The organism is Actinomadura fibrosa, from assembly GCF_900659615.1.
Lineage (GTDB): Bacteria > Actinomycetota > Actinomycetes > Streptosporangiales > Streptosporangiaceae > Spirillospora > Spirillospora fibrosa.
This window is the reverse complement of record NZ_CAACUY010000083.1, coordinates 20,953-34,355: the sequence shown is the minus strand read 5'-3', so window position 1 is coordinate 34,355 and position 13,403 is coordinate 20,953. Positions and strand designations below refer to the sequence as shown.

Sequence of the window (13,403 nt, the reverse complement as noted above, 5' to 3'; positions counted from 1 at the left end):
ACCCGGCCGCCGCGTCCGAGGCCGCCGCGTCCGACCCGGGCGCGGCGCCCGGCGGGGAGCGCTCCGGCTGCGAGCCCGTCGACACCGACCCTCCCGATCCGGCGCGCCGGCCGCGTCCCTCCGCGTCCGCGCGAGCGGGAAGACCGCCGGACCGGGGCATGGGAGGCCGTGACGAGGACGGGCCAGACCTCGTCCAGGCCCGCGCGCTGATCCGGGTCCAGCTCCGCATCGCGCTCGCCACCGCCGCCGCCGTGCTGGCCGTCCTCGCGGGGCTGCCCCCGCTGCTCGGCCTCGTCCCGGCGCTCGGACGGGCCCGGCTGTACGGCGTCCCGCCGGTCTGGGCGGCGCTGGCGCTCGGCGTCCAGCCGCTGTGGGTCGCCATCTCCGTGCGGCATCTGCGCCGGGCCGAACGGGCCGAGCGCGACGTCCCGAGGCCGGCGGACCCTTCGTGATCCTCATGGCCGTGGCCGCCGCCCTCGTCGCGCTCGCCGCGGTGCTGGGCATGACGGCCGTCCTCGGCCTGTACGGCGGCCGGGCCGCCCGGACCACCTCCGACTTCCTCGTCGCCTCGCGCGGCGTCGGCCCGTGGTGGAACGCCTCGGCGATCAGCAGCGAGTACCTGTCCGCCGCCGCCTACCTCGGCACCGCCGGGCTGGTGCTCGCCTACGGCGCCGACATGCTGTGGCTGCCCATCGGCGCCACCGCGGGGTACATCCTGCTGCTCGCGTTCGTGACCGCGCCGCTGCGCCGCTCGGGCGCCTACACCATCGCCGACTTCGCCGAATGGCGGCTCGGCTCGCGGACCGTCCGGCGGATCGTCACCTGCTGCGTCTGCTTCATCGGCTGGTTCTACCTGCTGCCGCAGTTCCAGGGCGCCGGGGTGACGCTGCGCGTGCTGACCGGCGCGCCCGTGTGGGCGGGCTGGGCCGTCGTCGTCGCCGTGGCGCTCGTCCTCGTCGCCTCCGGCGGGATGCGCAGCATCACCGCCGTCCAGGCCGTCCAGTTCTGGGTGAAGCTGGTCGCGGTGGCCGTCCCCGCGGTGGCGCTGCTCGCGATGTGGCGCCTGGACGGCGGCGACGACCCCGCCGCCCGGAGCGTGCCGCACTTCGGCCACGCCACCCGCGTGCACGTCCGCACCGCCCTCACCGTCACCGCGCCCGCCGACACCCCCGTCACCGTGCGGGGGACCGTCGACGGCGTCCACCGGTCCGGCGAGCCCCTGACGCTCCGCAAGGGCTCCCACCGGATCGGCGCGGACACGAACCTGGCCTTCCCGTCCGGCGCGACGGTGCCCCACCACGGGCGCCTGCCCGTCCAGAAGGGCGACGCCTGGGCGCGGCCGTTCGGCCTCGGCCAGGAGCACGCCCTGTACGGCACGTACTCGACGCTGCTGGCGGTCATGCTGGGCACGATGGGGCTCCCGCACATCCTGATGCGCTTCTACACCAACACCTCCGGCCGCAGCGCCCGCCGCACCGCCGCCCTCGTCCCCGGGCTCCTGGCGCTGTTCTACGTCTTCCCCGCCCTCTACGGGACGCTGGGACGGCTCTACGCGCCCGAACTCCTCACGACCGGCGACCTGGACGCGACCATCCTGCTCCTCCCGCAGCGGATGGTCCCCGGCCTCCCCGGCGCCCTGCTGACCGGGCTCGTCGCGGCCGGCGCCTTCGCCGCGTTCATCTCCACCTCCTGCGGGATCGTCGTCGCCATCGCCGGCACCGTCTCGCAGAGCGTCCGCCGGTACGGCGGGATCGCCGCGTTCCGGGCCGGCGTCGTGTTCGCCCTCGCCGCCCCGCTCGCCGTCCTGCCGAAGATCGGCGCGCAGGACGCCGCGAACCTCGTCACGACCGCGCTGTGCGTCTCCGCCTGCTCGCTGTGCCCGCTGCTCGTCCTCGGCATCTGGTGGCGCGGCCTCACCGCCCCCGGCGCCGGCGCCGGGCTGCTGGTCGGCGGCGGCCTCGCGGTCGCGGCGGGCGTCGTCCGGCTGTTCTACGGCCCCTGGAGCGGCTGGCCCGCGGCGCTCCTCGCCCACCCGGCCCTCGTGATCGCGCCCGCCTCGTTCGCGGTCATGGTCGCCGCGTCCCTCCTGACCCGCCGCCGCGTCCCGCGCCGCGCCGACCGCGCGATGGCCTGGCTGCACCTCCCCGAGGACCTCGACAACCGGTGACGGACCTGTCCTGAACGGACAAACCCCCGGTGACCGGCGGGAGGCTGAGTGGACCGTTCCCAATGCCGCGGCGCGACCGCTCGTCGCAGCCCGGCGACCGCTCACCGTGCAACTACTCTGCGTACGACTCCGACTACGTACCGTTTACCGAGGGTCGCGTTTCCGCCCTCCCGATCCGTGGCACCACACCCCTAGTGTTCTCAGTGGCACCACACGCCACACCGCCACCGGAGGGGCGGGCGGCAGGACGGCGGCACCCGCCGACACCACCGCGAACCTCCCACAAGAGCAAACCCGGAGATCCGGCGCATCGCGAGTCGAACGCCGGATCGTGAGTCACTGGATCCCGTACCGGGGGGGTGGGATCCGGTGACCTGTGGCTCGGGCGCCGCTGAACAGTCGGGGGGTTGTTCCGCGGCGCCCGAGTCGAATTATTTGTAATGTTCTCGGCGTCGGGCCTGGCGGCCCTCCTTCAACGAACATTACGGCGATCGCCGCATCGCTTCGGCTCGCCTGGCGGCTCACTTCGCGATCAGTTCCTCGCAGGCTCGGAACTGGCTTCGCACGCGATCGCAACGTGGCCGGTCGGCGAACATTTCGCTTACTGCTTCCACGCCTTCCGCTGGGCGGTCCTGCTCGGGCGCCTCTGTGGCGGCAGGTCTCTGCCCATGCGCGTCACTGTCTTTGGCGTGGACGGGGGCGGGGTCTCCGGCCGGGGGTTACGGGCGTAGGGACTTCAGGGTTGCTATGTCTTTGCTGTGGGGTTCTGGGTTGCGGCCTGGGGTTTCGATGATGAAGGGGACGCCTGCGGTTTCGGGGTGGCGGAAGAGGTCGGCGAAGGGGCGTTCGCCTATCTGGCCGGCGCCGATGTTCTCGTGGCGGTCCTTGGCGGAGCCGCAGGTGTCCTTGGAGTCGTTGGCGTGGACGAGTTTCAGGCGGCCGGGGCCCACGGTGGCGACCAGGACGTCCAGGGTGTCCTTGGCGCCGCCGGGGGCGGCTAGGTCGTGGCCGGCGGCGAAGGCGTGGCAGGTGTCGAGGCAGACGCCGAGCTTGGGGTGGTTCTCCAGGTGCGCGAAGAACGGGGCCAGGTCCTGGACCTTGGCGCAGAGCATCTTGCCCTGGCCGGCCATCGGCTCCAGGAGGAGGTCGGGGCCGTCGTCGGGGATGGCGTCCAGGAGGGGGAGGACGTGGTCGCGCACCTGGGCCATGGCCTCGTCGTAGGTCTGGCTGACGGCGGAGCCGGTGTGGACGACGACGCCGCGGGCGCCGATGGCGCGGCCGCGTTCCAGGGAGTGGCGGACGGTCGCGACGGACTTCGCGAGGGTCTCCTCGCTGGGGGAGCCGAAGTTCACCAGGTACGGGGAGTGGACGTAGACGGGGACGCCCGCCTCGCGGAGCTTCGCGTCCTCGGCGGGCCTGCCCTCGGGGAGCGCCCAGCCGCGGGGGTTGGAGACGAACACCTGGACCGCCTCCGCGCCGATCTCGGCGGCGTACTTCAGCCCGCCGGTGGCGAGGCCCCCGGCCACGGGGACATGGGCCCCGATGGGGCTGTTCGGTGAGGTCATAGGCGTTTCAGCCTAGCCGGTCAGGGTGCCCGGAGGATCGTGACCGTCGAGCCGCGCGTCGCCTCGCCGTCCTTCGGGCTCTGGAAGCGGACCGTGTTCCCGGCGATGCCGGTCACGTTGACGTTGAAGCCGGAGTCCTCCAGGATCCGCTTGGCGTCGTCGACGCTCCGGCCGGTCGTGTCGGGCACCGGGATCTTCTGCGCGTTGTTGCTGTCGCAGCCGAGCTGGACGCCGCCGAAGTCGACGATGCAGTTCCGCTTGTTGACGACGATCGTGACCTTGTCGCCGCGGGACACGCCCTCGCCCTGCGCCGGGTCCTGGCTGACCACGGTGCCGGCGGGCTTGCCGTCGACCTGGCGCTTCTCGACCTTGACGTCCAGGCCCATGGAGCGGAGCTGGTTCTCGGCGGCGTCGCCGTCGGTGCCGACGAGGTCGGGCATGGACATGCCGGTGCTGACGACGATGTCCACCGGCTCGTCGGGGGAGCTCTTCTCGCCGCCCGCGGGGTCGGTGCTGACCACCTTGTCCTTGGCGACGGTCTGCGAGGTGGTGGTGCTCGTCCGGCCGACGGTGAAGCCCTTGTTCTCCAGGGCCTTCTTGGCGTCCGCGAGGGACTTGCCCTCGACGTCCGGGACCTCGCGGGGCGTGCGGCCCTTGGACGGGGTGAGCGTGACCGTCTGGCCCTTGGCCACGCGGGCGCCTGCGGGCGGGTCGGAGCGGGCCACCTCGCCCTTGCGGACGCGGTCGTCGTAGACCGCCTTGGCGACCTGGACGTCGAGGCCGCCGCCCTCCAGGCGGTCCTTGGCGTCGGCCAGCTTCATGCCGACGATCGAGTCGGGGACGTGCTCGTACTGGCCCGACGTCTGGTACCAGACGGCCCAGCCGAGGATGACGGCGGCGACCACGCCGATGGCGACGAGGACGTAGCGGCCGGTGAGGGCGCCGATCGCGCGGTCGGCGCGGGTGCGCGGCGGCGGGTACGGGGCGTCCGGGGGCAGCGTTTCGCGGTCGAGGACGGCCGTACGGTTGGGCGGAGGCGCTGACTCGAACACGCTGGTGGCGTTGCGGGACGCCTCCTCGATACGGCGGTCGAAGTCGCGGGGGAGGCCGTTGTAGACCTCGGCGACCTCGGCGAGGAACTGGTTCGCGTCCCTCGGACGGCGGGCCGGGTCGTGGCTCGTGGCGTCGGTGACGAGGGCGTCGATCGGGGGCGTCAGCCCGGGGACCACGCTGGACGGCGGCGGGACCTGCTCGTTGACGTGCTTGTAGGCGACCGCGAGCGGTGTGTCGGCGCGGTGCGGGAGGTGGCCGGTGATCAGCTCGAACAGCAGGACGCCGGCAGCGTAGACGTCCGAGCGGACGTCGGCGTGGCCGGACAGGACCTGCTCGGGGGCGAGGTAGCCGACGGTGCCGATGATGAGGCCGGTCTTGGTCATCTTGCTCGCGGACTCGGCCCGGGCGAGGCCGAAGTCGGCGACCTTGACCTGGCCGTCCTCGGTGATGAGGACGTTCTCGGGCTTGACGTCGCGGTGCACGAGCCCGGCCCGGTGCGCGGCGCCGAGGGCCGCGAGCACCGGCTGCATGATCTCCAGGGCGGCGCGCGGGCCGAGCCGCCCCAGCGAGTTCAGCGCGTCGCGGAGCGTGTGGCCCTTGACGTACTCCATCACGAGGAACGCGTGCTCGCCGTCGGTGCGCTGGTCGTAGACGGCGACGACGTTCGGGTGGGAGAGCGCCGCGGCGGCCTTGGCCTCGCCGATGAAGCGGGCGACGAAGTCCTCGTCGGCGGCCAGCGCCGCGTGCATCACCTTGATCGCGACGATGCGGTCGAGCCTGATGTCGCGCGCCACGTACACGGTGGCCATGCCGCCGCGCGCGATCCGGGACTCAATGCGGTAGCGCCCGTCGAGCACCCGCCCGACGAGTGGATCAGCAACCGTCGTGTCCATCACAGCGAGTTTAGGCGGCGATTCCCACCGATCTCATCACTCGGGAGTATGAGCATGAGTGCGCCGCTGGTCGGAGTCTCAGCGGTCACCGGCCGCGACCGTGGCGCCCGCGCCGTCCGGGACGCGGACCGGCTCGACCCGGCGCCGCCTGCCGGAACTGCGCGAGACGGCGACGCCCGCGAGGCAGAGCAGGCCGCCACCGAGCGTGATCAGGCCGGGGACCTCGCCGAGGAACAGCCACGACATGAGGACGACCAGGGCGGGCGCGGCGTAGGTGGTGGCGCCCATCTTGCCGGCGGACGTGCGGGCGAGGGCGTAGCCCCACGTTGTGAAGGCGATCGCGGTCGGGAAGACGCCCAGGTAGACCATGTTGAGGGTCGCGCCGGCCGGGGCGTCGGCGGCCTGCGAGGCGAGCTGCCCCGCGAAGGGCAGGCAGGCGAGCGCGCCGATCGCGCAGGCGAACGTGGTGAACTGGAGCGCCGAGGCGTGCCGCAGCGCGGGCTTCTGGCTGACGACGCCCGCCGCGTAGGTCACGGCGGCGACCAGGCACAGCAGGACGCCGCCGACGGACGCGCGGCCCTCGCCGGACATCGACAGCCCGACCACGGCGGCGCCGGTGAACGACACGGCCATGCCCGCGAGCAGCCGGGGCGCGAAGCCCTCCTTGAGCAGCCAGCCGCCGAGCAGCGCGATGAGGATCGGCCCGATGTTGACGACGAGGGCGGCGGTGCCCGCGTCGACGAGCTGCTCGCCCCAGTTCAGCGCGACCATGTAGGCGCCGAACCACAGCAGGCCCGCGGTGACGATGCCCGGCCACGCGCCCTTCGGGGGCAGGCCCTCGCGACGGACGAGCCAGATCGCGCCGAGGGCGACCGTCCCGGAGAGCAGGCGCCCGAGGGCCAGCGCGCCGGGGCTGTACTCCTCGCCGGCGCTGCGGATCGACACGAACGCCGACGCCCACAGCAGCACGGTGACGCTCGCGGCGGTGATCGCCAGCCTGTCGACGCCGGTCCGCTTCGTCGGCTCCGTCTCTTCCATGTTCACGACCTTAGGCAGGGAACGTTTCCATGAACACCGAAGGAAGGCCGCCGGTTGCGGGGCGCCGACCCGGGTGGACGGGTCCAGTGTGGAGCCGTCCACCGTTCAGGTCCAGCGAATAGATCTTCAGGGCACGGTTAAGCAACGCTACGAGGTTGCGAGGCCCTCGAACGGCGAGGACGCCTGTGCGTAACGGCGCTTCGGGATGCGCCCGGCGAGCCGCGCCAGCCGTCCGGCCTCGACGGCGTGCCGCATCGCGGCGGCCATCCGCGCGGGCGACTGGGCCCGGGTCACGGCGGTCGCGAGCAGGACCGCGTCGCAGCCGAGCTCCATCGCCAGGGCGGCGTCGCTCGCGGTGCCGACGCCCGCGTCCAGGATCACCGGCACCCCCGCCCGCTCGACGATCAGCTCGATGTTGTGCGGGTTGCGGATGCCGAGGCCCGAGCCGATCGGGGACCCGAGCGGCATCACGGCCGCGCAGCCGATCTGCTCCAGCCGCCGCGCCAGGACGGGGTCGTCGCTGGTGTAGGGCAGGACGGCGAACCCGTCCGCGACGAGCTGCTCGGCCGCCTCGACCAGCTCGATCGGGTCGGGCAGCAGCGTGCGCTCGTCCGCGATCACCTCCAGCTTGACCCAGTGCGTCCCGAGGGCCTCGCGGGCCAGCTTCGCGGTCAGCACGGCCTCGCCGGCGGTGAAGCAGCCCGCGGTGTTCGGCAGCACCCGGATCCCGCACTCGGCCAGCACGTCCAGCACCGAGCCGCGCGCGGACGCGTCGACCCGCCGCATCGCGACCGTGGTCAGCGCCGTCCCGGACGCGGTGAGCGCCTCCCGCAGCACGTGCATGCTCGGCGCGCCGCCGGTCCCCATGATCAGCCGGGAGCCGATCTCCTCGCCCGCGATGACCAGGCCTTCGCCGTCGTCCGTCGTTCCCATGATCAACCTCCCTGCACGGCGGTCAGCACCTCGACGCGGTCGGCCTCCCGCAGCTCCGTCGCCGCCCACGCCGAGCGGCGGACGACCTCGTCGTTGACCGCGGCCGCCACGCCGGACGCCGCCGTGGTGACGGCCGCGACGGCCTCGGCCACGCTCGCGCCGTCGGGCAGCTCCCGCGGCTTCCCGTTGACGATCACCCGCATCAGCGCACCTCGGCGTTCATCGGCGCACCTGGGCTTCCATCTGCGTACCTCCGGGGGAGAAGCGGTCGGGGGTGAAGGGCCGCGCCACGTCGGGCACCGGCCCGTCCAGCAGCATCGCGGTGAGGACGTCCGCGCTGACCGGGGCCAGCAGGATGCCGTTGCGGAAGTGGCCGGTGCCGAGGAACAGGCCCGGCAGCGCGGTCGGCCCCATGATCGGCGCGTTGTCGGGGGAGCCGGGCCGCAGCCCCGCCGAGACCTCGGCGAACTCCAGCTCGGTGACGCCGGGCAGCAGCTCCCGCGCGTCCCGCAGCAGCTCCCAGATCCCCCCGGCGGTCACGCGGGTGTCGAAGCCCAGCTCCTCCTGGGTGGCGCCGACGACGATCTCGCCGTCCGCGCGCGGCACCAGGTAGACCGACGAGCCGCGCACCAGCCCGCGGGTGGTGCGGCCGAGGAACGGCGTCCGGGTGCGGAGCCGGATGACCTGGCCCTTCACCGGACGGACGGGTGGAACGGTCCCAGGAGGCAGGCCCGCGAGGTCGCCCGACCAGGGGCCGGCGGCCAGCAGCACCCGGTCCGCGCGGACGGCCGACCCGTCGTCGAGCCGCACGCCCGCCGCCGCGCCGCGCTCCACCAGCACCTCCGCGCAGCGCCGCCGGACAAGCCGGACGCCCGCCTTCGCGCAGGCGTCCAGCAGCGCCGGGGCGAGCCTGCGCGGGTCGATCGAGCCGTCCTCGGGGGCGAGCAGCCCACCGCGGACGCCCGGCGCGAGCATCGGCTCCAGCCGCCGGCACTCGCGGCCGGTCAGCGCCTCCACCGGGATGCCGAGGCTCTCCTGGAAGCGGCGCAGGTCGTCGAGGTACTTCAGGTCGTCGGCGTCGAAGGCCACCTCAAGGAGGCCGTCGGTGCGGTACCCGGTGCCGAGGCCGGTCAGCTCCTCCAGCTCCGCGACGAACGCGCCGTAGCGCTCGCGGGACGCGAGCCCGAGCCGCAGCAGCGGCTCCTCGCCGTAGGCCAGCTCGCCGACCGGCGCCAGCATGCCCGCCGCGACCGCCGAGGCGCCGCTCGCGGGCTCGGGATCGACCAGCGCGACGGCGGCGCCGCCCGCCGCGGCCCGCCAGGCGGTGGCGAGGCCGACGACCCCGGCCCCGATGATCGCGATCTCCATCCGCGCTCCCTTCGCCGGCATGATCCGGATCAGGTGGTGGCGGTCGGCGGCCCGTTCAGCCGCCCTCTCAGCCCGGTCGAACCGGACTCCCGCGCTCTTGCTCCCCACTGTACGACTCCCGAGAAGTGCGCATATGTCCGGACACCCGTCCGGTGTTCGGAAAGCCCCTCCGGTTAAGGTGTCCGGCATGGACAGGGTGATCGTCGTTGGTGGCGGGCTGGCCGGCGTGCGCGCCGTCGAGGCCCTGCGGAAGAACGGCTACGAGGGCTCGCTCGCGCTCCTCTCCGCCGAGCGGCACCGCCCCTACGACCGCCCCCCGCTGTCCAAGGCGGTCCTCGCCGGCGACTCCGACGACACCACCGTCGACGCCGACTGGGACGCCCTGCGCTGCGACCTCCTGCTCGGCGAGCGCGCCACCGCCCTCCGGCTCGACGAGCCCGGCTCCGGCGGCACCGTCGCGTCCACCGCCGGCGACCTGCCCTTCGACGGGCTCGTCATCGCGACCGGCGCCGCCCCGATCACCCTGCCCGGCGACGGGCACCAGCACGTCCTGCGCACCATCGACGAGGCCCGCGACCTGCGCGGACGGCTCGTCCCCGGCGCCCGCATCGTGATCGTCGGGGCGGGCTGGATCGGCGCCGAGGTCGCCACCACCGCGGCCGGGAAGGGCTGCGCCGTCACGGTCGTCGAGGCCGCCGACACCCCGCTCGCCAACGCCCTCGGCCCCGAGATCGGCGCCCGCACCGCGCCCTGGTACGCCGAGGCCGGCGTCGAACTCCGCACCGGCGTCAAGGTCGCCGCGGTCGAGCACGGCGGCCTCGCCCTCGCCGGCGGCGGGCGCGTCGACGCCGACGAGATCGTCGTCGGGATCGGCGTCCGCCCCGTCCTCGGCTGGCTGGACGGCTCCGGCCTGCTGCTGGAGCGCGGCGTGGTCACCGACGCCTCCTTCCGCGCGTCCACCGCGGACGGCGCCCCCCGCCCCGACGTCGTCGCCGTCGGCGACTGCGCCGCCTGGTGGTCCGGCCGGTACGGGCGGCGGCTCCTCGTCGAGCACTGGGACACCGCCCTCAACGCCCCCGAGGTCGCCGCCAAGGCCCTCCTCGGCGGAGACGCCGTCTACGACGCGGCCCCCTACTTCTGGTCCGAGCAGTTCGGCCGCATGGTGCAGTACGCGGGCAGCCACGCGGCGTCCGAGCGGCTCCTCTACCGGGGCGACCCGTCCGAGCCCAAGTGGGCCGCGGTGTGGCTGACCGGCGACCGCCTCGACGCGATCCTCACCGTGGACCGCCCGCGCGACCTCGTCCAGGCGCGGCGCGTCATCGCGGCGGGCACGCCCGTCGACCCCGCCGCGATCGCCGACCCGGACGTCCCCGTCCGCCAGGCCGTTCGCCCATAGCGGACACGCTCGGCGGCCACCACCGGACACCCGGCGGCCGCCTCGCCCGCAGGCCACCGCGCACCGGCCCCCGCGAGGGGTGCGGCAACGCAGGTCGTCGCGGGTGTTAACACGTCGTAACGGGCGCCGGGCGGGTTTGAGTCTTCCGAAGGCGTGGTAGGCAGGTGGCGTGACGCAGATGCACGCAACCGTTGACAGCGCACTCGACCCCCGCACCGACTCCCTCGCCGGGGACTGGCTCTCCCTCAAGGAGGCCGCCGAGCGTCTCGGGATCAAGACCAACCGCATCAAGCAGCTCATCAGCGAGCGCCGCCTGCTGGCCGTCCGCCGGAACGGCGAGCCGATGCTCCCGGCCGCCTTCATCAAGGACGGCCAGGTCATCAAGGGCCTGTCCGGGACGCTGACGCTCCTGTCCGACGCGGGCTTCGACGACGTGGAGACGCTCCGCTGGCTGTTCACCGCCGACGACACGCTGCCGGGCACGCCCGTCCAGGCGCTCAGCGAGAACCGCGGTACCGAGGTGCGCCGCAGGGCGCAGGCGCTGGCCTTCTAGGCCGGCCTCCCGGCAAGCCCCGCCTGGGGACCTGCGTACATCCCTGACCAGACGGACGTGACAGGATCACGGGGTCACGCGTGGCGACACCGCGCGGGCCCCGTGACCGACATGCGGCCAAATCCCCCACACGGGCGCCGCCCACCTCCGGAAGGAAGCCCCCACACCGTGTCCAGGCAGATCCCCACCGACCGGGCCGTCGAACTGCACGCCCGGCTCGGCCGAGCCCGCCTCTACCTCTGCACGGACGCGAGGGAGCGGCAAGGGGACCTGCCGGACTTCCTCGACGCCGTCCTCGCCAACGGCGTCGACCTCGTCCAGCTCCGGCAGAAAGGCCTGGAGGCCCGCCAGGAGATGGAGTACCTGGAGGTCTTCCGGGCGGCCTGCGAACGGCACGGGGCACTGCTGGCCGTGAACGACCGGGCCGACATAGCGCACGCCGTCGGCGCGGACGTCCTGCACCTCGGACAGGACGACCTCCCCGTCCCCGCCGCCCGGCGCATCGTCGGCGAGGACATCCTGATCGGCCGCTCGACCCACTCCGACGAGCAGGCGTCCGCCGCGTCCGCGGAGCCGGGCGTCGACTACTTCTGCGCCGGCCCGGTATGGCCGACCCCGACCAAGCCCGGCCGCGCCGCACCCGGCCCGAAGCTGCTGCGCTACGTCGCCGAACGGCGCGAGGCCCGCCCCTGGTTCGCCATCGGCGGCATCGACCTCACCAACCTCGACGAGGTCCTCGACACCGGCGCCACCCGCGTCGTCGTCGTCCGCGCGATCACCGACGCCGCCGACCCCGGCGCCGCCGCCGCCGAGTTCACGCGGCGTTTGGCCGCGGTCTGAGAGCCGTTCACCGCGTCCGGGCACGAGCAGGCCCGCCCATCCCCGACAATGGGATCATGAGCCTTCCACCCGACGACGACCGGACCGTTGACCTGGACGAGGACCTCGAAATCCTCCCGGACCAGACGTCCGACGACACCGACACCGGCTGGGGCGAATGGCGCGGCACCACCCCCACCGAAGACGACCGCCTTCTCGAAGAGCGACCGCCCCATTGGTAGAGGGACGTTTCGACTTCGCCGGTGACCGGATAAAGCAGTAGCCCAAATGATCGCCGACCGGCCACGTTGCGATCGCGTGCGAAGCCAAGTTCGAGCGGAGCGAGAACTTGATCGCGCAGTGAGCCGCCAGGCGAGCCGGAGCGATGCAGCGATCGCCGCAGTGCCCGTTGAAGGAGGCCCGCCAGGGCCGACGCCGAGGGCACTGCAATAAGTTAGAGCAACACGCCCATCGCGAAGCCTGCTGCTATTACGGCGGCTAGGGCGAGCATCATGCGCCAGCGGTAGCGGGGGATGCGGGTGGGGCGCGGCCTGGGGGCCGGGGCCTGGCCGTCGCGGAGGGCGCGGACGAGCTGCTTCGCCGTCGGGCGGGCGGCGGGGTTCTTGTCCAGGCAGCGGGCCGCGAGATCGCGGAGCGGCCCCTCCATGTCGCCGAGGTCGGGGCGGCGGGACGTGACGCGGCGCATGACGGCGGCGCTGGGGCCGGTGCCGAACGGCGGGCGGCCGGTGGCGGCGAAGACCATCGTGGCGCCCCAGGCGAAGACGTCGGCGGGCGGCCCGACCGGCTCGTCCTCGATCTGCTCGGGCGCCATGTAGGCGGGCGTGCCGACGGGGCCGGTGGTCAGCGGCGTGGCGTCGGCGGTGCGGGCGACCCCGAAGTCGATGACCTTGGCGCCGTCCGGGCCGAGCAGCACGTTGCCGGGCTTGAAGTCGCGGTGCACGATCCCGGCGCGGTGGATCGCGGCGAGCGCTCCGGCGGTGCGGAGGGCGAGCTTGCGCAGCCGCGGCGCGCTGAGGGGGCCCTGGTCCTCGACGACGTGCTGGAGCGACGGGCCTTCCACGAACTCGCTCACGATGTAGGGGCGGTCGCCGGTGACGTCGGCGTCCAGGACGCGTGCGGTGTGCCGTCCGGCGACCTGCTGGGCCGCGTCGGCCTCCTTCACGAAGCGGCTGCGGGCGCGCTGCCCGGCGGCCGCGCCGCCGCGGAGCAGCTTCACGGTGACGAGGTCGCCGTCGTCGCCGCGGCCGAGGTACACGACTCCCTGGCCGCCCTCGCCGAGGCGGCCGAGCAGCGTGTAGGCGCCGAGGCGGTGCGGGTCGTCGGGGCCGAGCGGGGTGTCCGCCCCTCGTCCGCGCCCGTGGGTCCGGGCGGCGTTCGGCCGTCCCGGCGCGGAGTGGGCCGTGCCGCCGCGCGCGGGTCCGGCATGCGACTGCCTGCCGGATGTTTGAGCCGCGCGAGACGGGGAAGCGTGCGGCGGGGAATCGTGGGAGGAGACTGGCCGGGCCTGCCCGGAGCGGGCCTGACCGCCTGATCTCGCAGGTCCGGGACGCGCGGGATGAGAGTTCGTCCTCCCGCGGGAGGTGTCGTTCGGCAAGGG

13 protein-coding genes and 1 riboswitch are annotated in these 13,403 nt (G+C 73.9%); of the genes, 6 read left to right on the top strand and 7 right to left on the bottom strand.

What is annotated here, in order from left to right:
* Both E1300_RS25595 and E1300_RS25590 read left to right on the top strand, forming a co-directional pair.
* Positions 1–452 (top strand): hypothetical protein (locus E1300_RS25595; protein WP_207399948.1); only part of this gene is annotated, 452 nt, incomplete at its 5' end.
* Positions 453–457: 5 nt separating this feature from the next.
* Positions 458–2,167: a sodium/solute symporter gene (locus E1300_RS25590; RefSeq protein ID WP_131759615.1), complete on the top strand. Its 1,710-nt coding sequence runs from the start codon at positions 458–460 to the stop codon at positions 2,165–2,167.
* A 719-nt stretch (positions 2,168–2,886) separates the two neighbouring features.
* Here E1300_RS25590 and E1300_RS25585 read toward each other — a convergent pair.
* From E1300_RS25585 to thiO, 6 genes are all read right to left on the bottom strand, one after another.
* A complete protein-coding gene (locus tag E1300_RS25585) occupies positions 2,887–3,732 on the bottom strand; it encodes a deoxyribonuclease IV (RefSeq protein WP_131759610.1) in 846 nt (281 codons plus the stop codon).
* 20 nt (positions 3,733–3,752) lie between these two features.
* On the bottom strand, positions 3,753–5,678 hold the full coding sequence (gene pknB, locus E1300_RS25580) for a Stk1 family PASTA domain-containing Ser/Thr kinase (protein ID WP_131759609.1): 1,926 nt from the start codon (positions 5,676–5,678) through the stop codon (positions 3,753–3,755).
* A 78-nt stretch (positions 5,679–5,756) separates the two neighbouring features.
* Positions 5,757–6,716 carry a DMT family transporter gene (locus E1300_RS25575; RefSeq protein ID WP_131759608.1) on the bottom strand — a complete coding sequence of 320 codons (960 nt, stop codon included), beginning with the start codon at positions 6,714–6,716 and terminating at the stop codon, positions 5,757–5,759.
* A 147-nt stretch (positions 6,717–6,863) separates the two neighbouring features.
* Positions 6,864–7,649 carry a thiazole synthase gene (locus E1300_RS25570; protein ID WP_131759607.1) on the bottom strand — a complete coding sequence of 262 codons (786 nt, stop codon included), beginning with the start codon at positions 7,647–7,649 and terminating at the stop codon, positions 6,864–6,866.
* Between the two features lie 2 nt (positions 7,650–7,651).
* Positions 7,652–7,852 (bottom strand): sulfur carrier protein ThiS, encoded by a 201-nt coding sequence (gene thiS / locus E1300_RS25565; protein ID WP_131759606.1) that lies wholly within the window; start codon positions 7,850–7,852, stop codon positions 7,652–7,654.
* A gap of 16 nt (positions 7,853–7,868) precedes the next feature.
* On the bottom strand, positions 7,869–9,017 hold the full coding sequence (gene thiO, locus E1300_RS25560; RefSeq protein ID WP_131759605.1) for a glycine oxidase ThiO: 1,149 nt from the start codon (positions 9,015–9,017) through the stop codon (positions 7,869–7,871).
* Positions 9,007–9,120: riboswitch (TPP riboswitch) on the bottom strand. Its footprint overlaps the gene before it by 11 nt.
* Before the next feature lie 84 nt (positions 9,121–9,204).
* Here thiO and E1300_RS25555 point away from each other — a divergent pair.
* From E1300_RS25555 to E1300_RS50320, 4 genes are all read left to right on the top strand, one after another.
* Complete coding sequence (locus E1300_RS25555) at positions 9,205–10,413, top strand: NAD(P)/FAD-dependent oxidoreductase (RefSeq protein ID WP_131759604.1); 1,209 nt, start codon at positions 9,205–9,207, stop codon at positions 10,411–10,413.
* 178 nt (positions 10,414–10,591) lie between these two features.
* Positions 10,592–10,966 carry an Rv2175c family DNA-binding protein gene (locus E1300_RS25550; protein ID WP_131759603.1) on the top strand — a complete coding sequence of 125 codons (375 nt, stop codon included), beginning with the start codon at positions 10,592–10,594 and terminating at the stop codon, positions 10,964–10,966.
* A gap of 168 nt (positions 10,967–11,134) precedes the next feature.
* Complete coding sequence (gene thiE, locus E1300_RS25545) at positions 11,135–11,806, top strand: thiamine phosphate synthase (RefSeq protein WP_242619396.1); 672 nt, start codon at positions 11,135–11,137, stop codon at positions 11,804–11,806.
* A 56-nt stretch (positions 11,807–11,862) separates the two neighbouring features.
* On the top strand, positions 11,863–12,027 hold the full coding sequence (locus E1300_RS50320; RefSeq protein ID WP_165502989.1) for a hypothetical protein: 165 nt from the start codon (positions 11,863–11,865) through the stop codon (positions 12,025–12,027).
* Positions 12,028–12,239: 212 nt separating this feature from the next.
* Here the strand turns inward: E1300_RS50320 and E1300_RS25540 are convergent, their stop codons facing one another.
* Positions 12,240–13,097, bottom strand: a complete 858-nt coding sequence (locus E1300_RS25540; RefSeq protein WP_131759614.1) for a serine/threonine-protein kinase — start codon at positions 13,095–13,097, stop codon at positions 12,240–12,242.
* Positions 13,098–13,403: the final 306 nt, after the last annotated feature.